General features: G+C 46.1%; 17 protein-coding genes. 10 read left to right on the top strand and 7 right to left on the bottom strand.

Annotated elements, in window-relative coordinates:
* Window positions 1-25: 25 nt before the first annotated feature.
* The 5 genes from GA0116948_RS12940 to GA0116948_RS12920 all read right to left on the bottom strand — a co-directional run bounded on the left by GA0116948_RS12940 (window position 26) and on the right by GA0116948_RS12920 (window position 11,377).
* Window positions 26-2,134, bottom strand: a complete 2,109-nt coding sequence (locus tag GA0116948_RS12940; RefSeq protein WP_089712819.1) for a hypothetical protein — start codon at window positions 2,132-2,134, stop codon at window positions 26-28.
* Window positions 2,135-2,212: 78 nt separating this feature from the next.
* Window positions 2,213-3,841 carry a RagB/SusD family nutrient uptake outer membrane protein gene (locus GA0116948_RS12935; protein WP_089712817.1) on the bottom strand — a complete coding sequence of 543 codons (1,629 nt, stop codon included), beginning with the start codon at window positions 3,839-3,841 and terminating at the stop codon, window positions 2,213-2,215.
* 100 nt (window positions 3,842-3,941) lie between these two features.
* Window positions 3,942-7,040: a SusC/RagA family TonB-linked outer membrane protein gene (locus tag GA0116948_RS12930; protein ID WP_165798450.1), complete on the bottom strand. Its 3,099-nt coding sequence runs from the start codon at window positions 7,038-7,040 to the stop codon at window positions 3,942-3,944.
* A gap of 543 nt (window positions 7,041-7,583) precedes the next feature.
* Entirely contained in the window at window positions 7,584-8,219 is a 636-nt protein-coding gene (locus GA0116948_RS12925) for a response regulator (RefSeq protein ID WP_089712812.1), read from the bottom strand.
* Between the two features lie 104 nt (window positions 8,220-8,323).
* On the bottom strand, window positions 8,324-11,377 hold the full coding sequence (locus GA0116948_RS12920) for a sensor histidine kinase (RefSeq protein WP_165798451.1): 3,054 nt from the start codon (window positions 11,375-11,377) through the stop codon (window positions 8,324-8,326).
* A gap of 416 nt (window positions 11,378-11,793) precedes the next feature.
* Here GA0116948_RS12920 and GA0116948_RS12915 point away from each other — a divergent pair, with 416 nt between their 5' ends.
* From GA0116948_RS12915 to GA0116948_RS12890, 6 genes are all read left to right on the top strand, one after another.
* Window positions 11,794-12,303 (top strand): YdeI/OmpD-associated family protein, encoded by a 510-nt coding sequence (locus GA0116948_RS12915; protein ID WP_089712809.1) that lies wholly within the window; start codon window positions 11,794-11,796, stop codon window positions 12,301-12,303.
* Between the two features lie 18 nt (window positions 12,304-12,321).
* Window positions 12,322-12,504 carry a hypothetical protein gene (locus GA0116948_RS12910; RefSeq protein ID WP_089712807.1) on the top strand — a complete coding sequence of 61 codons (183 nt, stop codon included), beginning with the start codon at window positions 12,322-12,324 and terminating at the stop codon, window positions 12,502-12,504.
* 184 nt (window positions 12,505-12,688) lie between these two features.
* Window positions 12,689-13,168, top strand: a complete 480-nt coding sequence (locus tag GA0116948_RS12905; protein WP_089712805.1) for a DUF4126 family protein — start codon at window positions 12,689-12,691, stop codon at window positions 13,166-13,168.
* A 514-nt stretch (window positions 13,169-13,682) separates the two neighbouring features.
* Window positions 13,683-14,012 (top strand): alpha/beta hydrolase family protein, encoded by a 330-nt coding sequence (locus GA0116948_RS12900; RefSeq protein ID WP_089712804.1) that lies wholly within the window; start codon window positions 13,683-13,685, stop codon window positions 14,010-14,012.
* A 54-nt stretch (window positions 14,013-14,066) separates the two neighbouring features.
* Window positions 14,067-14,837 carry a DNA-formamidopyrimidine glycosylase family protein gene (locus tag GA0116948_RS12895; RefSeq protein ID WP_089712802.1) on the top strand — a complete coding sequence of 257 codons (771 nt, stop codon included), beginning with the start codon at window positions 14,067-14,069 and terminating at the stop codon, window positions 14,835-14,837.
* A 350-nt stretch (window positions 14,838-15,187) separates the two neighbouring features.
* Window positions 15,188-15,586: a hypothetical protein gene (locus GA0116948_RS12890; RefSeq protein WP_089712799.1), complete on the top strand. Its 399-nt coding sequence runs from the start codon at window positions 15,188-15,190 to the stop codon at window positions 15,584-15,586.
* Window positions 15,587-15,593: 7 nt separating this feature from the next.
* Here the strand turns inward: GA0116948_RS12890 and GA0116948_RS12885 are convergent, their stop codons facing one another.
* Window positions 15,594-16,448 (bottom strand): ROK family protein, encoded by an 855-nt coding sequence (locus GA0116948_RS12885; protein ID WP_089712797.1) that lies wholly within the window; start codon window positions 16,446-16,448, stop codon window positions 15,594-15,596.
* A gap of 292 nt (window positions 16,449-16,740) precedes the next feature.
* Here GA0116948_RS12885 and GA0116948_RS21070 point away from each other — a divergent pair, with 292 nt between their 5' ends.
* From GA0116948_RS21070 to GA0116948_RS12865, 4 genes are all read left to right on the top strand, one after another.
* Window positions 16,741-16,932: a hypothetical protein gene (locus GA0116948_RS21070; protein ID WP_123891787.1), complete on the top strand. Its 192-nt coding sequence runs from the start codon at window positions 16,741-16,743 to the stop codon at window positions 16,930-16,932.
* Window positions 16,933-18,456: 1,524 nt separating this feature from the next.
* Complete coding sequence (locus tag GA0116948_RS12875; protein WP_123891788.1) at window positions 18,457-19,086, top strand: TetR family transcriptional regulator C-terminal domain-containing protein; 630 nt, start codon at window positions 18,457-18,459, stop codon at window positions 19,084-19,086.
* Between the two features lie 64 nt (window positions 19,087-19,150).
* The gene (locus GA0116948_RS12870) at window positions 19,151-20,470 is read left to right on the top strand and encodes an ABC1 kinase family protein (protein WP_089712791.1); all 1,320 of its coding nucleotides are present in this window, start codon (window positions 19,151-19,153) and stop codon (window positions 20,468-20,470) included.
* Window positions 20,471-20,563: 93 nt separating this feature from the next.
* Entirely contained in the window at window positions 20,564-20,866 is a 303-nt protein-coding gene (locus GA0116948_RS12865) for a hypothetical protein (protein WP_089712789.1), read from the top strand.
* Between the two features lie 185 nt (window positions 20,867-21,051).
* On the opposite strand, the gene GA0116948_RS12860 is transcribed toward GA0116948_RS12865, so the two are convergent.
* Window positions 21,052-21,402 (bottom strand): RNA polymerase sigma factor, encoded by a 351-nt coding sequence (locus GA0116948_RS12860; RefSeq protein WP_089712787.1) that lies wholly within the window; start codon window positions 21,400-21,402, stop codon window positions 21,052-21,054.
* Between the last annotated feature and the right edge of the window lie 29 nt (window positions 21,403-21,431).

Here is a 21,431-nt window from a genome sequence, read left to right as displayed (position 1 = left end):
GGGACATCTACCTATACCAAGGCGCTTAAGGCGCTTTTTTTAAGTCTTCCCACATAACCGTCCATGAGCCGTCTTTAGGAAATCCGGGTGTAGACAATTGCTGATCGCCATCCCAACCGGCAGCCATAAAGGCTACTGCATATAGCAGCGCGCCGTTGGTGGGGATATAAGGATAAGGGTTGCCCCCGCCTACAAAGCCATGCTTATCATACCCATTTTTGGGCGATGCATGTAATAACATATAAATCGCTTCCTTCGTTTCTCCAAGCCGTGCAGCAGTCATGGCCATTAGGGGAAAGTCCCAGCCCCATCCTGTATCAAACTTCCAGGTATCGAGTACTTTCCGGAAGGTATTTTTCATGATGGTGGTGTCTACCCCATCACCGGGCAGCAGACCATAAATGCCAAGCAATGCAGGATGCTCAAAATTATATTTGGTCCACATGCTATCTATATTTTCCCATTGTTCATAAAAATTGTCTCGCAGGGGAATAGGGCTCAGTTGCTGGTACACCTTGCTCCATAGCGGTTTTCCGGGCAGCCCGGCCTGCTGTCTGAGCAATTGCGCAGTGCGGAGTGCATACCGCCAGTATCCCAGCTCAAATGCCGGGTTCCGGTCTTTATAAAATTGATTGTTTTCCGGCGCAAAGGCGATGGGTGGTCCCAGCACATAGTGTTTGCTGGCAGTATCGAAACTGGGGTAAGAAGCCAGGAAGTCTGCCGAAGCATCTATAATATTCATCCATTTTTCAAGCGTTGCGGTGGTGGGATGGGCACGGTAATCCAGGTTAGCAAAAAACACAGGGTGAGGCTGCTGCCAAACCAGGAAGGCATGAATAGGATGCGGCCATTCCCTTCCATCTGGACCGGTACATTTCGGGAAGCGGGCACCTTTATACCCTTGCGTCGCAGCCCGTTGTTTTGCGGCCATCAGATTATCCTGGTACACGTGCAGGCTGTTGTTCAATAGCGACCACCGGTTCCACAGGGCATTGTGCGCATTGTGCCACAGGATCATTTCATAATGAAAACGACCATACCAGCTATTATTCACCAACCCCGTTTCCTGCGGCGGATACTGGCCGGCGGCATTTATGCGCATGATATACTGCGATAATATTATGCGTCTCTCCAATTCCATCCATTGCGAGTCCTTGCTATGGGAAAGGTCTATAAAACCACCACTGTTCCAGAACGACGGCCAATATTTTTGTGCATGTGCTTTTACTTCGGCAAAGGAAGGAAGGGGCTGTTTAATTTTCCAGGGGGCAAATGAAAAAACGTATTCAATTTCGTTGCTACCTGCGGGCATAAATTTATAACGGTGCGGCTTTTCTTTGGTGATGCTGTTTGGGCCCGTCCAACTGGCTTTTACTTCATATTGGGTACTGTCCATCACCCGGGAAAAGGTGACCTGTGACTTTTTATCTGCTACTAAAATAGTTTGATGCGATGCCGGCTTATTGTAATCTGACCCATTGCTAAAAACATTCAGGTTTGCATACGGGAAGTCAATGAACACGCCCAACCTTTTGGCGGCGATTAAAGGCGATGTGATTTTAAAGGCCACTATATCTTTATCAGGATCTGCTACCGTGGTTACCTGAACAGGTTGACCCTGAATCCGGAACGTGCTGACCGCCACTGCACTCCACAGGTCAAAGTATTGATCGGCGGCTTGTATATCGCCCGCTGTTACAGCCGTACCATTTTCCATTTTCATCCACAGTCCTATCCGGCCAAGGTTAAAGCGGTGTGGGTTTGCATCCAGCCAGGAAGACAATGCCGCTTGCTGTGGGTTAGGCAGGTCATAGGGCACCATCCGGCCCTGTATGTTGATGTTGGTTTGCTTAAAATCTGCCGCCGTAAAACCAGCGGGTAGCGGACTGCTATGCCAGCTCCATTGCGACATGGTGGTAAAGCTGTCGTTGAATGTCTGCATGCCGGTGGCGTCAAAACCATAAGCGAAATTGCCATTGCCCACCTGTGTAGGGCCGGGTTCCTGCAGATCGGTGATGTGATAGTTATGCCGCTGCACCACTTCTTTACGGTTTATTGTACCCTTTTTGAGTTGCTGACTGTATATGATGCCACTGGTAAGCAGCATGCCCACCACTGTTACTAATTTCTTCATATGCTGGTTTCTTGTACAAAACAAACAAAGTAACTTTTTAAAACAGCAGCGGAGTACCCGCTGCTGTCATCTGTAGGGTCAATATCCCGTCACCTGCGTGAGCGAGCCCTGGCTTTTATCTATTTCCGCATGGGGGAACGGCATGAGGTATTGCCAGTCATAGAACTTTCTGTCGATTACTTTGGTAATGGCATACGTTTTTGTGCCATCCTGCGCTTGCTGGATATTCATGCCTAGCAACGGTTTGTTTTCCGTTTCTTCCGCAATTTTCCAGCGTCTTACATCGAAGAAACGGTGTTCTTCAAATGCAAGTTCCACTCTCCGCTCGTTTTGAATTCTTTTCCGAAGCGCTTCGCCGGCATCTGTTACAGGCGGCATATTCACACTGGGTCGTGCCCTTACCATATTGATATACTGGCGGGCCACGTCTTCATGTCCCAATTCAAATTCCGCTTCCGCATAGTTGAGTAATATTTCGGCGTACCGGAAAAAAATCCATGGATTGGTAGGCAATACATTGGAGCCAGAAGGCGGTATGCTTTCCACCAAAAATTTTTTATAATAATAGGAGGTGAGGGAGGCGTTAAAACCATTGGAGGTCTCCGGAGAATCCTCTCCTCCATGGAATGTTTCTGTAACCCTGCCTGCCCATATAGAGCCGTCATGCAGGATGGAAGCATCCAATCTTGGATCTCTGCCGGCATAAGGATTGTTAGGATCGTAACCGGAAGCCGCATTCACCGTCAATGTACCATCCGGCTGCTCTGTATACGGCAACTGACCGGTGGCGGCCATTTCATAGGCGTTCACCAAATTCTGGCTTGGATTTTCCGCACCGTATCCGCCGGAACCGTTTCTGCCCTGCAGGAGATTAAAATTGGTATTGTTGGCCTGAGTGAAATAACGGGCAAAAATTATTTCTTTATTGTCGCTTAAAAAAGTACGCTGATAGTCGGAATTTAATTCGTACCCGGCACTTAGTAACGCGGCGGCAGCATCTGCAGCGGCCTGCCATTTGGTTTGGTCATGAGAAGGATTATTTAACTCACTGGCTGCATACAATAATACCCTCGACTTCAGCGCCTTGCAGGCATTGCCGGAAGCCTCTCCTTGCTGCGCATCCGGCTGATCGGCAGGCAATAGTTGGGCAGCGTCATCGAGTTCCTGTACTATAAATTGCAGGCAATCCTCATAGCTGGCCATAGACACCGAAAAATCGTCGTGCAGCTCAAATACACCGGTAATAAGGGGAACGCTGCCATAGCGCCAAATAAGATTAGCATATAGATACGCTCTCAAAAATTTCATTTCTCCCTTCGTGCCAATTTTAAAGGAAGAATCTACCGGGGCTTTATCAATTTTTGAAAAGAAGATATTGATGTCCCGCAGCGAAGAATAGGCAAAGTTGAAATAATTGATTTTTGTAGACATGCTACTTACATTATCTGCCGTGAGATTACCTTTCTGCACAAGCTGTAAGCTGCCATAATCATGAATATTAAATCCTTCGTCCCCGGCCGCGGCCAGCAAGTCTTGCTGAAAGCCATGCATCATTACCGCGGCATACGTTGCATTTACATACAGGCGAATTAAAGATGGGTCTGTCCAGGTGGCGGCATCTGATAACCTGTCTGTTGGCGTGAGGTCCAACTTATTACAGGAAACCGATAGCAGGATAATCCCAATAAGGTATATGATCTTTTTCATCCGTTTAATGATTTATGGTTTACCAAAGAAGCCATGAGCCGGCTAGTATTCCTGGCCGGCCCAATTGCCTCCAGAATGGTAGATATCTTTTTACTACTATTTACAGTGTTATACGTGCGCCAAAATTGAAAACCCGTTGTTGCGGATAATACCAGAAATCTGACGTTTCAGGATCAAAGCCCAACTTTTTCATATGGTCGGAAAGGATCAGGAGATTACTACCGCTGGCATATAGGCGCAGGTTCTTAATGTGTGCGCTATGGAGCCAGCTTTGTGGAAAGGTATAGCCTACTTCTACATTTTTTAATTTCAGGAAACCTGCATTTACCAGCCATTGCGTAGAGGTGGCGGTGTTATTATTGAATAACTCATAAGACGCTCTCGGCATGGTGGCATCGGTATGGTCTGGCGCCCAGCGTCCATTGGCCCTCCACGCTAAAAAGTTGCCAAAGGTATAGCTCATGATCGGGAAATACCCGTAGCCGCCGCCAAAATTCTGCTGTGCATTGGCCTGGCCCTGGAAAAGTATAGCCAGGTCAAAAGATTTATAAGAGAAATTGGCATTGAGACCAAACGTTATCTCCGGCACATTTGTTTCGTTTATCCTGATCTGGTCTTTAGAATCAATTACCTGATCTTTATTTACATCCTGGTATTTAATATCACCAGGCTGGGTACCTAAAAAATGTGGGTATTGATCAATAGCCGCTTGGTCTTTGAAAATGCCGATGGCTTTATAAAAGAGTTCTGCACCAATAGGCCTGCCGGTGGCAAGCTGGTATGGTTCCGCCGCCGGTTGTTCATCGCTGAAGATCACCTTGTTACTGGCGAAAGATACGTTGCCGGAAATATTGTACTTAAAGAGATGCTCATTATTGGTATGGGTAAGCACCAGTTCAAAACCTTTATTATCTACAATGCCCACATTTTCGTCAGGCAGACTAAGGCCGGTATAGCCCGGTACGATGGCGGAGCGTTTGGTTAATATATCAGAACGGCGCGTATTAAAATAGTCGAAGGAAACGCCCAGCATGCCATTCCAAAAAGTGGCGTCCACACCGGCGTTGGCCGTTTTAGCCCTTTCCCAGGTTATGTTCGGGTTGGGAACGCCTGTTTGCACCAGGCCAGTAACATCATTACCACCTATTACATAGTTGTTGCCGTAGGTATAGCTCTGCAGATATTGGAATGAGTTGACAAGGTCATTCCCCATCACGCCGTAAGATGCCCTTATTTTTAGGAAATTAACGACCTTGGAATCTTTCAGGAAATTTTCCTGGGATAATACCCAACCTGCCAACACACTGGGGAAAGTACCCCATCTTTTATCCTCCGGAAAATTGGGCGACCCGTCCCGCCGCACGGTAACTTCCGCCAGGTATTTGCGGGCAAAGTCGTAGGTTATTCTTCCAAAATAGTTCTTCCTGGCTCCTTGTGTTTCAGCGCCATCATTGCTTTGCTGGGTCTTATCGCTGCTGCCTGCAAATATTTCCGGCAAGGAGGAGGAGGGAAATCCTCCCCGGTATGCTACATCATAATTGCTCCGGATGGTTTGTTGTTCATAGGCCACCATAGCAGCAATATGATGCTCGCCAAAGGTACCTGTATAGTTAATGCGGGAAGTTAAATAGAACAAAGAACCGATATCCGTTCTGTCGGTCAGTTGGGGATTATTGGAACCGGAACCAGTCCTGATTTTTATATAGGTACCGTCTGTATTCTTGCTGTACACATAATCCGGCAGGTACCACGTTTTGGTAAACTTTACATTAGGATCGTAACTGCCACTGCCACTAATGGAAAGACCCTTCACCCATGGCAGATCCCACTGTGCCTTGAGGGTAGATTGCAGGGTGGTTGTTTTAACAGTTTGGTATCCGTTGGCATCTCCTAAACGGTTTATGATATCATCGTTATCGCGGTTGGGCTTCATATAATTAGTACCCGGCCAGTAAGGAAGCCAATTAGGTTGGTATAGAAATATATGGCTATTAATATCATTCATGCTTCTGTAGGGGTAATGATCATCATCAAAGCGCGCAGCTATGTCCATTCCTACCGTAAAGTTTTCGGCCACTTTCACTTCTACATTAGAGCGCAGGTTATATTGTTTTATCTTGGTAGAGCCAAATTTATACTGGCCATCCTGCATGATTTCGCCAAATGAAAGGCGGTAAGTAACGTTATTATTGCCTCCGGAAACGGCAATATCAGACCGGTGCTGGGGTGCATCGTGCCGGGTAAGGAATTTATACCAGTCGAAGTTGGCATGGTCTGGATCGGCATTCGTTTTAAATTTTTCAAGATCCTCCTGGCTATAGGGGGCCGTCCGTCCTTCCCCTTCTTCCACTTCGTTATACGCCTTAAAAAAGGTATAAGAATCGGCCATTTTAGGGCTGCGGGTAGGTCCGGTGAATCCCTGATTGAAGGATACATCCACCGAAGGCGCACTATTCAGGCTACCGCGCTTGGTGGTAACCAGGATCACCCCGTTGGCTGCCCTTGCGCCATAAATGGCTGCTGATGCGTCTTTCAATACGGTGATGCTTTCTATATCGCCTGGATTAATTTGCCCAAGTCCAGACCTTTCTACACCATCGATGATAACCAATGCGGAAGAATTACCCGTAGTACTTCTACCCCGGATGCTGATACTCGGATCGTCCCTTCCCGGTTCTCCTGTACGGTTATTGATGATAACGCCGGGTAAGCGGCCTTCCAATGAATTCGCCACGTTGGGCATGGGGCTTTTCACAATGTCACTTCCTTTCACCACGTCTACGGCACCAGTAAGCGTTGCTTTTTTCTGGCTACCATATCCCACTACCACAACATCATTCAAGCTGCCGGGTGCGGCGACCAATGCAATATTTATGATCCGGCTGCCGCCTATGGGTATCTCTCGTTGCTGATACCCTATAAAGGAAAATATAAGCGTATCCCGCGAAGACGCAGCATTCAGGGCATATTGGCCATTATCCTTGGTGGAGGTAATAATACCCGCCCGCTTTAACCGGACGGTAACAGATGGCATAGGCTGCCCGCGTTCATCCGTCACTTTCCCTGTGATGGAGTCTGTCAGTATCTTTATGCGTTCCGACTCCCCATTGGCCACACCATCTACGGAAGTAGCCGGATTTTTTGCGTTAACGGCCAGGCTGATGAAAAAAAGCCCTGTAACAAGAAAGTAAACATACATGCAACGCATTCGTTTCTCAAGAACCCTTTTTTCCATGAGTGTTAGTTTGAAATTGGTTTTTATGCTCAACTGAACGATGTTGCAATGACCATTAGCCGCGGCGGCCCATAGCAACGAAGCCCCTGAAGAGGCTGATTTTGATTGATAATTTTACGAGTTACTTAGTTACTTCCTGTTTTCTTACACCGAACAATAATCCCATGACAGGGTGTACTAAAACTACGTGGAATGAAGGCGTTGATATCCCGTTTTTCAGATGGAAATGTCACTGACTTTCCTGCAACGGTTGTTAGTAAATATGAAGGCGAAACTAATTCCAGATAAGGCCGAAAGCAATAGCCTAAACAGGCTATTTTAAAATCTGCGCCACTTTTCTGAGATGGCAGCAACAAACGGATGCCCGTAAATATCCGGCATATACCCTGATATAAGGTAAAGGTATAGGGAGATGGAAAAGACGGCGGCCATACGGTTGATGGCATGTTAATTAACACAGATTCGCTAAGGATGTAGCAGCCATGGCACTTATTTGCTGGATAGTTTTTATACAATCTTCTTTTGAATAGCGGTGGCTACCGCTTCAGAAACGCTGTGTACATGCAGCTTCTGGTAAATACTTTTGATGTGGTTATTCACCGTATTAATAGCGATGAACAATGCCGATGCGATCATTTTATGGCTGTACCCCTTCACCAGCAAATGAAGGATATCCATTTCACGGTTAGAAAGATTAAAAACTTCCTGGTTAGCCTTATCCGGCCTTTTATTAAAATATCCCAATACCTGTTTTGCAATGGATGGTGTCATCGGCGCTCCGCCATGAACGACTTCGATAATTCCTTCAATCAATTTATCATTCGGCGCGTTTTTCAAAATATAACCATCTGCGCCCGCCAGCAGGGCATTAAATATCTTCTCTTCGTCCTCAAATATCGTTTGCATAATGATAAGGGTAGCGGGATAGTGTTTTTTCAGCAACTTCACGCCTTCAATACCATCCATGCCGGGCATGTTTATATCCATTAAAACAACATCCGGAACGCTATTGCGCAAATATTCCACCAGCTTAATGCAATGCTCATAGTCGCCTATGCATTCCATATCCTGCCTCAAGCTGATCATTAACTTCAACGCATCCCGCCGGTGTTTATGATCGTCAAATATGGCGATTTTGATCATCTTAATTTTTTGAATGCTAAAACTACGCTGCTACCATAACCCCATAAAACCTATATAAATATAGCTCCGATGCCTGGTTTACGCAATAGCCCAATCAGGCTATTTTATCCTGCATGAAATTTCAACGTAACAGTGGTACCACAACCGGGCGTCGTATCCAGGCTCAAATCGCTCCGCAGTGTTTCTGCACGATGTTGCATATTAGCCAGCCCATTGCCAGTATTACGTAATTTTTCTTTGTCAAATCCCCTTCCGTCGTCTTTTATAGAAAGTAAGATAAATCCATTTTGCACGAGAAGGGATATCCATACGTTTTCCCCGTCTGCATATTTGGCAATGTTGTTGATTGCTTCTTTGTAAAGGAGATAAAACTCCCGCCGGCGTTCCATATTTAACTTCATGCGCCCAAGCGCTTCGTCAAAATCGAATTGTACGGTATAACCTTTTGCCTCCAGTAATTGAGAAGCCTGCTCCCGCATGCGAATAATGATACGGTCAAACGCATCATTCTTTGTATTGATATTCCAGACAATATCATTCATGGACGCCATGATTTCTGTAGCAAAGTCATTTATCTTATGAATCAACGGCTCATTATCGAAATCCACACTATTTACCTGCTCCTGCATAATTTTAGAATAGATGGCAATGGTGCTGATGGACGATCCTACTTCATCGTGCAAATCCCTGGCAATACGGTTGCGCAACTTTTCCAAACGCTTTAATTGGTATAACCGGTACCTGTACATCGCATAAATAACCGTACACGTGATGGTAGTAACCAACAAATAAAACCACCATGCCTTGTACCAGGGCGTTAAAATGATGACGGATATGGACTTTTTCTTATTGCTCCACAATGAACCCTCAAAACTGGCCTGTACAATAAAGTCGTATTTCCCTGGATCCAGGTTGGTATAGGTGGCTTCGTGGGCGGTGCTGGCGTATATCCAATCCTTGTCAAACCCATTCATTTTATAGCGGTACACAATATTTCCCTCCCGGCGGTAATCCATCGCGGCAAACTGGAAGGTGATAACGTTTTGTTTATATTTGAGCCTTAATTCTGCTGCATAATTGATGTTTGTATTTAACGGAGCATCCGGCGCTTTTATATTCACAGGCTTGTTAAATAGCCGGAAATCTGTGAATGAAATATCCGGCGGCTCCAAAGGTTTAATTTCTTTAGGATCAAAATAGTTAATACCGTTCATGCCGCCGAATACCAGCCAACCATTACTTGTTTTGCAATAGGCATACCGGTTAAATTCATTGCTTTGCAAACCATCGTCTGCATCATAATTCCTGAACTGGCTGGTGCTGTTATTAAACGCTGTCAGCCCTTTATTGGTGCTTAACCAAAGGTTGCCGTCATCGCCCGGCAGCATTCCATAAATCACATTATTGGCAAGCCCGTTTTTGGTGCTGTAACGAACAAATTTACCAGCCGATTTATCCAGCCGGTTAAGCCCACCGCCCTTGGTGCCAATCCATAAATACCGATGGGGATCGCTTACATCATTACAAATACAGTAAATGAAGTTGTTGCTGAGCGAAGTACTGTCATTGGGTTGAAAGTAATAATATTTCTCAATGCTATTCCTGGAAATACTATAACGAAAAAGGCCATGTATAGTACCTAACCACAAGGTGTCGCCGTCTTCGTAAATAGCCTGCAAAAAATCTTCCTCAAAATCACTTTGTTTTAACGGGTAATTAATGGTAGACAGATTGCCTGGAAGTGTAAGGTGGAAGAATTGTTGTTTCCTCCCAAACCAAAAAGTATTATGCCGGTCTATGTACAATGGAAAGATCTGACCAGATTGCGCTTGTTTCCACACTTTATAGGTGTGTTCTTCCTGTGTGAGAAGATTATAGGAGGTAATATTTCTCCCATCGGGTATCCATAACGTATTGGCAGTATCCTTGGTTAGCCTGAGTACATGATGATTCAGGAATTTCCGTTGCAGCGATGTAATAGCGCAATTACCTTGTTCCATCGCTGATTTATTTTCCTGCAGCGTAATTTTTTCAAAGTTATTCGTTACAATAATGCCCGGTTGCAGCTCCACTAGTTGGTATTGTCTCGTATTGGGTAATATATGATGAAAACGCTCTTTCTCGGGATCATACTTTAATATCCCATATCCGCCGGTACCAATCCATAACAGCCCCTGCCTATCAGAAAACATACACGTTGCTGTGCGGAGTGCATCTGTTTGCGAAGAGTCTGCCGGCTCATAATAACCCTGGGTATTATCGGGTATATGAATGCGCTTAATACCATGATTTTCTGCCATCCATAACATCTGGTTTTTAGCTATCACCGCTACATGTCCGGCAACATGATCTTTGTATTCATATAAGGTATGCGGGCGGTTTACATCGTAATTTGGAAACATTACTGCAGATTCGCTATTCATTAACAGGCTATGACTGGCGGCATCTTCCATCAGAACGGAAATAAAATTATTATGCCGCGCAGGCAGTACCGTTTTCTTCACGAAACGATAGGTATTATCTGTATTAAATACAAGCTCATATATCCTATTGGCCGTAGCAACATAAGTATGCCCCCGGCTATCTGTTAAAAAGCTGCCCCGAACAGGATCGCCAGGCTTTTTCTCATCAAAATTTTTATCCGCACGTATATGCGTAAAGGTTATAGTATTTTCCGAGAGGAAATCGCTATTTCGGGAAGCATGTTGCACCGGCAATATTTCCATTCGGTCTACGCCCAGGTAAGTACCAATCCATAAGGCACCGGTGTTGCTTTCACTGATTTCACCTACTTTGTCCGATAAGATGCCATGTTCTCCGGAGCTACGGAAATGATGAAAAGTATTGGTTTTTCGATCAAAATAATCCAGCCCATTATTCCGGGTGGCAATCCATAATCTTTGTTGAGAATCTTCAAAAACATAGGTCAGGTCATCGCTGGCAATGGAAGTAGGATCGTCCGGATTATGATGGTATACGGTGAAGGTGTAACCGTCGTACTTATTCAGCCCATCGCCGGTAGCAAACCACATAAAGCCCTGTTTATCCTGCATAATGCAACTAACATAACCCTGTGACAAACCGTCATTAATGGTGATAGACCTGAAATGCAGCGGCGTGGCGTCCTGCGCCCGTATACCAGCAGCGTACGTCAGCAATAGGTAAAATAGATAATATATATGCCATCTATTTGGGAAAAACATGTAAAATATTATTATAAAAACGATCTAAAACATTCAACAGCACATGGGAAAGCTGGCGGTATGATGAGAAGCCTGCTGATAGGTTAAGACAAGGATGAGTAATTTATGGCAATTTAGCCCGTTTGTGCCGATGATTATTGAAAATTTTAACAGCCACCCACTGCGCTGCGGTCCAGAATACCTACCATGCTGCCATCTGCCGTTTCGTGCCAGTCGCTGAGGGGTACGCCCTTACTGGTTTCGAATACTTATAGTACCAAGTCCGATTGGATATTCCAGACCGCTTCGTTTACGGATAATAAGGAAAACTTTAAGTTCTTCACAGGTCCGACAGGAGTTCCGGTGTGCGCCGATTTGTGTATCTTTCTGATATGATCCATTTTACCGCAGACATACAACAATTCCAGGACATGGGTGAAAAAACCCACTGGCGCTACATTCAGCTACCGGCTGCCGTTGCGGAGCAGCTGATGCCGGGCCAGAAAAAATCTTTCCGGGTGAAGGGCAAACTGGATCAACAGGCTTTTGCACAGCTTGCGCTGATACCCATAGGCGAAGGCACTTTTATCCTCCCCTTAAACGCCGCTATTCGCAAAAGCATTGGTAAAGACGCCGGGGCTACCCTGTCGGTACAAATAGCCGTAGACACCACCCCCATGCAGGTAAATGCCACTTTACTGGAATGCCTGCAAGACGAGCCAACAGCCCGGGCGTTTTTTGACACGCTGCCCCCCTCTCATCAAATGTATTTCAGTAATTGGATAGACAGCGCCAAAACGGAAGCTACCCAATCAAAACGTATAGCCGACACCGTTAATGCCCTTTTACGCAAACAACAATACGGCGAAATGATCCGGGCTAATAAGAAAAAAAATTCCTGATCACTAAAACATTCCCATATGTCACGCATCGCTATAGCAGGATACCGGTCCAAACCCGGCAAGGCCGGCGAGCTGGATACCCTTATGCGCACCCACCTACCCATTCTGCAACAAGCAAAACTGGCCACTGCCCGCGCTGCCATCATCCTGAAAGCAGAACACGGCACTGTGATCGAAGTATTTGAAGGGATATCGGAGTAGGCTATCCGGCAGCTGCATGCCAATGCCGCTGTACTGGCGATCTGGGGAAAATATGCAGCCTGATGCGATTATGTGCCGGCGGGCAATATTGCGGAGATGGGCCATATCTTCTACAGCTTTGCACCATTTGACTGCCCCCAATCTTTGGCATCGTTTTTAAGCCTTGTAGGGAAAACGCACGCATATGAGCAAGCTCACTTTTGCAGATATATTCACCATTGCCGGCATTGGCGTGGTAGCCGGCTCCCGGGCCTTGCTGGCTCCAGCCCTGGTAAGCCGTAAATTGCAACAGCAGAAAGACCTGGCACTGCATCAGCCCCATAAATCCATCCGGTTTAATAAAGCCAGCGTATGGACGGTCCTATCGGCCGGAGAGCTGGTGGGCGATAAACTTCCCATGGCCAAAGACCGCATCCTGCCCATGAGTCTCGTAGGCCGTGGCATTTCCGGCGGACTGGCTGGCGCGCAGGTAGGACATCAACTGAAACAAAAAGCGTGGGTGGGCGCCCTCATTGGCAGTGCCACTGCACTAGGTGCTACCTACCTGTTATGGTACGCCCGCACCCGGCTTACCAAACACACCAAAGTACCCGATACGGTAGCCGGGCTGGCGGAAGACGCGATGGTATTTTGCCTGGGCCATAAAGTGCTGCAACGTTTATGATCCGATAATCCCAGATGGTTTACTGACCTCTTTGCACTTGTACCAACAGCACATGCAGGATACCCGTTTAATAAAGTTGCTGTTTATAAGCCAACTCCCAACATAGCCTGATTTTGCTTTTGAGGAGGCAACAAAACCGCAGGCAGAAGGGAATAACTGCCAGTGACCAGCAACGATAATCCGGACGGCCGAGCCGCCAATGGCCGCTCCCCTCTTGTGATACTGCCACAGCTGGACCAGTTCTGAAACTATTCGAAACAAAGCAATAAATGGTTATTCGTCACTAGATAACCGTTGTTGGTCAAAATTTTAAATGAGCGTTCAAACAATTTCTTAACATTACATCCGTTTAAGAGGAACGCCATTCCAACACCTGATTACAGCAAGGCCACCCTAATTGGGCGGCCTTGTTTTTTTTTTGCGCTACCTTCCCAGTAACGGCGTTTTATAATGAACATCCGCATCGTGGCGTAATTTATTATTTTCTCCTGCTGTAATTTTTAGTGGATATCACATGCACAAAACAACCTGCTTACTAATAGTTAGCCTTTTTTTCTTTGTACACACGACCCGGGCTAACGGTCCTGCTTATACGAATACTGCCGATAAGCCAGTTAATAAGCCCCTCTACAGTCCACTAAATGGTGCAGGTCGCATCAGCCTGTTTACCGGCACCGATGATATACTTTTCCCAAACGCCGAAAAATTACGGGGTTTGCTGGTGCAGCTGGGCATTTACAGCAACTATTATGTGTATCGTTACATGATAAATACCTTCAGGCTGTTTAAAATGCCCGAAGCTAAACGGGCCACACAACAAATTGTCCAATTGATAAATAACTAACAATGGCCGGATTGTTGCAGTCTATAGAATGGAACCATTTTAATCCGATGAAATATGCCGGAATTACCCGATCTGCAAGTGTTCAGTCATAACTTACAGCGCCTGGTGGTGGGTAAAGAAGTGAAGCAAGTATTAGTGCAGTCTAAAAAAATCAAAGTACCAGTCTCCGCATTCAACGATACCCTGGCCGGGCAAACAATTAAAAAAGTATACCGCAGCGGTAAGGAGCTGTATTTTCAATTTTCCCAGGGCGATATGCTGGCATTACACCTCATGTTAAGAGGCCGGTTGCATTACGCAGCAGGCAATCAAAAACAAAAAGGCACGGTGCTGGCCCTGAACTTCCAGGATGGCAGTTCGTTGGTCATGACAGATTTTATGGGCGCGGCTCTTCCCTCCTTGAATCCTGAAGCCAGCACGGTACCAGATGCCCTGGAACTTACACTGCCTTACCTGAAGACGGTGTTGGAAGGTGCCCGCACCAGTATCAAAAATATTTTACTGGATCAGCAGCTAATCCGGGGCATAGGCAATGCCTATGCGGATGAAATACTTTGGGACGCAGGCATTTCACCCTTTTCCGTTGCCGGTAAAATACCAGCAGAACAGGTGAAGATACTGGCCCATTCTATTAAAACCGTGCTCAGCCAGTCGGAGAAAACCATTCTCAAAACCCACCCGGGCATCATTGCCGGCGAGGTAAGGGATTTTTTCCGGATACATAGCGCCAAACAAACTGCCAGCCCGGCCGGATCGCCCATAGAAATACAGGTGAAGGGCGGGCGTAAAACCTACTACACCGCTGAACAAATTTTATATAAATAGCAGGCTCATAATAACTTACTCCAAAGTAAAACGGCATTACATCCATTTATTTTGCGGCAAAAAGGATCAAAATAATAGGGATTATATCAGTGATTAACGAGGTGTTAACCAACCTGAGCGTTTAATTATCGTATTTGAATTATTTATTACGCTGCCTGTCCATGTCAAAAGACGGAATACCGGAGAGAAGATCTGCCATAAAAATTAATGCATCACCTGCTTAAAAACCGGCCCTTGCATTGGCTGGGAACTCAATTGAAAGATTTTAAAAAAGCTGTCTAATGTACGCCCCCTTTTTACTGGCTTCCGGCAAAAGGTCTGGTGCATTTTCTAACTAAAATTACAAGAATGTGAATTCAGTCTATCCACCCATCCCGGATGTTACAACGGCCGATTATCTGGCTGCTTACCTGAAGCTTCCCGCATCGCTGATCAGTTATATCTTACTGGAAAATGCGTATCAGCAAACGCATGCAGCCAGCTTACAGCACCTTCCCTGCCTGCCGCTGCACAAGCTGCTACAGCAGATGAAGGGAGATTATCAATTGCTGACAGGCTTTAACCGTTTATTCATTCAGTTCCGGGATGGCAGTACCTTATCCAGCGAAGGGGCTACGCTTACCTGGCAGGAATTTTTCCAGTACGCTTACATTCATTATACTCCCGCACAATTGCAGCGCATAGAGGAGCTTATCCAAACAGTGCTCCAAGGTCTCAAGCTCCTGGAGTCCAGGCCCCCGCATGCTTGATCTGCTATTACAACTCCGCGTCCAACCACAGGCTGGCGGCGCCTAGCAAATTGGCATGTTTCAGTTCAGAAACACTGATGCGCAGCCGCTCCACCGTTTTACCAAATTGTAAAGTGCGAATGCGCTCCCACATGGCTTCCTGGAAAAAAGGATACGTCTGGCCAATGGAACCTCCCAGGATAATCATTTCCGGATCATAAGTATAGAGAATCATTTTAATGGCATTGCCAATATGCGTTCCCAATTCAGCAAAAGCGGCCAGGCCATCAGACTCCCCACGCTGCGCTTTTTGGAAGAATATTTCGCCGGTAGACTGATGTACATTTTTAAAATACTGGCCACTGGCGTAATATTCGTAAAACTGATCCAGGTAAGCCACCATTCCAAACTCACCGGCGCCGCAGTTGGTACCGGAAAACAACTTGTCCTTCACTACAATACCGGCTCCCATACCGGTGCCAATGGCCAGGCCCACTACAGCGTGTACTCCTTTAGCTTTACCGAAATATTTTTCGCCCAACACAAAGCAGTTGGCATCATTATTCACCAGCACCGGCACCTTGTACCGCGCCTCCATGTGGGCTTTCAGCGGCACTTCCCGCCAGGAAGGAATATTTTGCACATCATACACAATACCTTCCTCCACATCCACCACGCTAGGTACCCCTATGCCTATAGCGGAAATACCCGGATGAAATAACTGGTCGGTAACGGAGTAAATATCTTCAAGTACGTGTTCCACCGGGCCGTTGGCCCTGATGCGAGTGGAGGCCAACTGTAACTCCTGCCCAGGCCCGGTCAGGCCTGCTCTTACATTGGTGCCACCGAGGTCTATCCCCAGGATGGTTTGTGATGTTTTCATGTCTTGTTAGTAAATAGAAGGGAACAAGATAGGCGTAATTAGTGAAAAAATATAATCACAGCCTCGCTGTATGTCCTTTTACATAGCATTCCGCCCATTTAGCGCATCATGTTGGGGTAAAAAGCGGTGCATGCTCCCCATATAGATGAATATGCCCCAGCGCCCCTGCCCACAGGCGGCGGGCTGCCACGGCAGGGAACGGCATTTTAACATTTCCTACCGCATCCCTTGGCACAACGCTTGCATAAATATTGACAACGCAACAATATCTTCTCACTATAAAATATACATTATGAAAAAGATTCTTCTCGCATCCCTCTTAGTAGGTGTGGCCGCAGCTGGTGTGATTATCTACCTCTCTAAAAATACGGATGCCCTCGACGAAATTGAAGATGCCGCAGACAGCGCCGAAGGAAAAATTAGCCGGCATGCCCGCAAAGCTGCCCGCACCGCAAAACGCGCGTTGAACGGTGCCTTAAACTAGGATGCGGGTATACTACAGGCATCATCCATCAGCATATAGCCAGTGTACATCTACAGGGATGTTGCTGGCTTTTTTTATGTCATTCCTTTTCTTGTACCTCCCCGAAATTTTATAGCATTTCAGGAAGCTATGATAATGGATTTTAAAAAACGACATGCGTAATAAGCGATCTCATCAAATAGGTAAGCCTCGCTGGCCTGCTTTCTGTTTTCCCGTAAAGTGCTGAATAATTGCTGGCTGCGGGGTCTTCACTGAAAATGGCTATATATTAAGTTTCAAAGCAATTTGTAGGTAGGATAATTTTTCTTCCTTGACCATCTTTAGTATAATGGCCTGGCGCGGGGGTTATTTCAGGAGGGCCTTCCGCAGCAGTTCTGCATACTGGGCGTTTCTTATTTATATTCTGTAGTATTTTATGAGGCTATTGGCTGACGGGCGTACTGATGAGAGACTTTCCATTTTATGGCCAGGTATTGTACCTGATCCAGGATCATGTTCCTAGCTTCACTGTATAGCCAGGATTCAAACCTGATTAAAAAAAGATGCTTCCGGTTTAACCACACTTTCAACAACACTCCTGAAGAATTTCTTCCGCAGTGGTGGTAGATTTTGCATACACTATGGCTACCCGGTAGATGTGGTCTTTATATCATTCAAACAACAGTTGAAAGGCCGAGTGGCTATCTTCAGAAAGCATCGCCAATAATTGATGTACACCCCGGTATACGCCAGAAGTTTTCAATTGTACGATTGCCGGTCTGCCACGTTTCTTGTTAATAGCAATTACATGTTGAAGCTAAAAATTTACGCCTGCCTGCTTTGGGGGTAATTGAATGACATAATGACTATCTGTTTTACAGGTTGCCCCTGATCAAATAAGGATGAACTGAAAGCAATCTTTTTAACTTTATAAATTTCAGGTAACTTCTCAGTACTTTTTATCAATACGCTTAAAATTGTAACGAAGACCCTGCTGCCAGTTGCAGCCGGGCCACCGTTACTTTCCTTCTCTTGTTGGCATGTGTCTTCTGCTGTTTTCAGCTAGTAATCTCTAAGTTGGCTGGCAAATCATCTCTTGTTCACATCATTCTCTCGTTGGCATTCATCTCATGTTGGCATCTGCACGGTTACGATATAGTGGTTGGCATTTGATCAATTCTATTTCCTAATAAAACCCAGTCGAAAGGCAGTAGTGATAAGCACTCTGTACTATTAAAGAACCTTCTAATAAAAAGCGTTCCAGGATAAGCGTTCTCCCAGACTTTTTCCGGATTCGTTGCGGGTAGGTTGTACCCTCTTTAACGCCCTGGTTACTTCTATAACAGGAAACACTAAAAAAAGGGTGATCCCATTTCCCCGTTTTCTGATTTTCTGGCAAAAAATCTTTAAAGAGGCCTCAAAATCCCCGTTTTTATCCAAACAACCTCCTAAAAACACCCTTATTTTAACATCCCGGTAACCAAAACAGCCTTAGCTTTGTATAGCACCCAAGCCTCCCACACCATCCACCGAAAAAATATTCTTATGGAGAAAAAACTCATTCGCGACGCATATAAAATGTATTGGCTGGAAAACGGCAATGCGCCGGTGTCCGTATTCGCACTCAGTAAGAGCCTGAACATACCGGAATCGGAGTTCTACGATCAATATTCTTCCCTGGAGGCTATTGAAAAGGATATCTGGCTGGCCATCTTTAATGATACGCTGGAACAATTGCAAAGTGACGAAACCTACCAGCAGTACAGTGCCTCCGAAAAACTCCTGGCTTTTTACTTCCTATGGGTACAAAATCTGAAAGAAAACCGCAGTTACCTGCTGCTACAAGAACGCCGCATTAAATTGCCCATCCTGCAATATGATCAACTGGACAGTTTCCGCAAAGCCTTCAAGGATTTTGCCGCCGGTATCATTAAAACCGGTTATGTTACCAATGAGATACAGGAACGTAAATACATTTCCGACAAATATGTACACGGCTTCTGGCTGCAAGCACTGTTTGTCTTGAAATACTGGCTGGACGACACCAGCGATCGTTTTGAAATGACAGATGCAGCCATCGAAAAAGCAGTAACCTTGAGCTTCCAGCTCATCGGCACTAACACGCTGGACAGCATCCTGGATTTCGGAAAATTTATCTTCTCCGGCAAACAATAGCCCGGCCCGCTTTTGTGTTTCATGTGACCTTTGCCAGCCGGCCCACGCCAACGCAGTTTGAATTATGAAAGAACAATCCAGCATTCCCACTTCCAAAGTAGAGCGCGCCAGCCGCTTTGTGAGTACCGGCCTTAAAGTAGGCACCAATTATATAAAACATTACACCCGCAAACTCATAGATCCTTCCACGACGAAGGATGCGCTGCATGAAGATAATGCGGAAGATATTTATAATACCCTCAGTAACCTCAAAGGAAGTGCCCTGAAAGCTGCACAAATGCTGAGTATGGACAAAGGCCTGCTGCCAAGGGCCTACACCGATAAGTTTGCCATGTCGCAATACAGCGCTCCGCCCCTGTCCGGACCACTGGTGGTAAATACCTTTCAAAAAACACTGGGCAAAACACCTTCCGCCCTGTTCGACACCTTTGAGCTGAAGGCCAGTAATGCTGCCTCTATTGGACAGGTACACAAGGCTACACTAGCCGGCAAAACCCTGGCGGTAAAGATCCAATACCCGGGAGTTGCCCATAGCGTACGCTCCGATCTTCGCCTCATAAAACCCTTTGCCATGCGTATTGCCGGGCTGAGCGAAGTAGATATGGATCAGTATTTTGAAGAAATTGAGAGCAAACTGCTAGAGGAAACGGACTACCACCTGGAACTAGAACGCTCTATAGAACTTTCTGCCCATTGCGCCCATATCCCTAATTTGGTATTTCCGCGTTACTACCCTGCACTTTCCTCCGACCGAATTATTACCATGGACTGGCTGCCGGGCCTGCACCTGAAGGAATTTTTGCAAACCAACCCCAGCCAGGAGGTACGCAATAAAATAGGACAGGCGTTGTGGGACTTTTACCAATTCCAAATGCACAGCCTGCGCAAAGTTCATGCAGACCCCCATCCCGGCAATTTCTTAATGCAGCCAGATGGAAGGCTGGGTATTTTCGACTTTGGCTGTGTAAAGGAAATTCCTGAAAATTTTTATTATAATTATTTCCAACTCACCGATCCCGAGGTATTGAAAGATGAAACGCGGCGCCGCAAAGTGTATCGCGAATTGGAAATGATACACGATAACGATTCCGAACAGGACATCCTGTTTTATGCAGGCCTGTTCCAACACCTCATTGACCTGCTGACCATCCCTTTCCGGCAGGAGCATTTCGACTTTGGCAACGATGCGTATTTTCAGGAAATGTATGATTATGTAGAATACCTGTCTAACTTGAAGGAATTAAAAGAATCAAAAGTAGCCAGGGGCAGCCGGCATTCACTCTATGTAAATCGCACTTATTTCGGACTGTACACCTTGCTCAACGACCTGCGGGCGCAAGTAATCACTGGTCAGGAACGGATTGGGAAATTCATGCAGCGATAGGCCTACCACCTTACAGGTGCTGCAATGCTATACCTGCTTAAAGCGGGCAAGTAAAAGGCAAATGGCCACTTACTTGCCCGCATATTTTATGGAATGATGATTGCACCATTTGCCAAAAGCAATCTCATGGCACAGGATATACAACAGGTAAGCCAGCGCATCGATGCCCTGCTGGAGCAGGTAAATGCGCAATTTGCGGCGCAGTTTCCAGGCTTGGATGCGCGCAAGCAGGTAAAATACTGGCCGGAAACCTTGGGTGAAAATGAACAAAGAGATACCCTGAACTACACTTTTGCAGCAACTTGTCCTCCCCAGGAAGCATTGCGCATGGCTATCCGTACTGCCCTGGCAGAAGGGGCCGCCCCGGATTATGGCCTGGCATCCACGCATTCCTAGCACACCTTTTATAAGGCTATTCAACAAGGCTCAAACCCAGGCATCCAAAAGATTCAGCAAGATTTTCTTCCTTACTTACAGGGGAAACGCTACGGCACTACTTAGCAAGCAAAATTCGGGGTGTTAGGCGATAAAGGATAGTGACGGTTATAAAATTCCGGATGCACGGACGCCTCAGCCTTAACTTAACTACCACCTGGCAACCCATGTGCCATGGGCGGCAGTTCAAATCCTTCTCCGGTTTGCCGGATCATTTCCAAGTGGGTAATCCGTAACATCCAGGTAAATAATCGTACATCTCCCGGTACAAAGTCACCAATGCCTTTTATAATATGTAAGAAAGCCGCCGACAGGATGGGTGCGGCTACCGATTCAGTTTTAACGGTTTTCAGGATATACCCGTAGAGGGCAGGCGCATACCGGTCGTAACACAGCGCAATCACCGTATGATCGCGTGCGGTAAGTCCGGCTATCCAATCCGCTTCAGTGAATTGCGCCGCATCGTTATATTGTTTGTAATGGTCAGCACCTGACATAGTTGAACATTGGGATAGTTCCCACCAGG

The sequence above is a fragment of the Chitinophaga costaii genome, from assembly GCF_900094705.1.
Lineage (GTDB): Bacteria > Bacteroidota > Bacteroidia > Chitinophagales > Chitinophagaceae > Chitinophaga > Chitinophaga costaii.
This window is presented reverse-complemented; position numbering and strand designations above follow the sequence as displayed.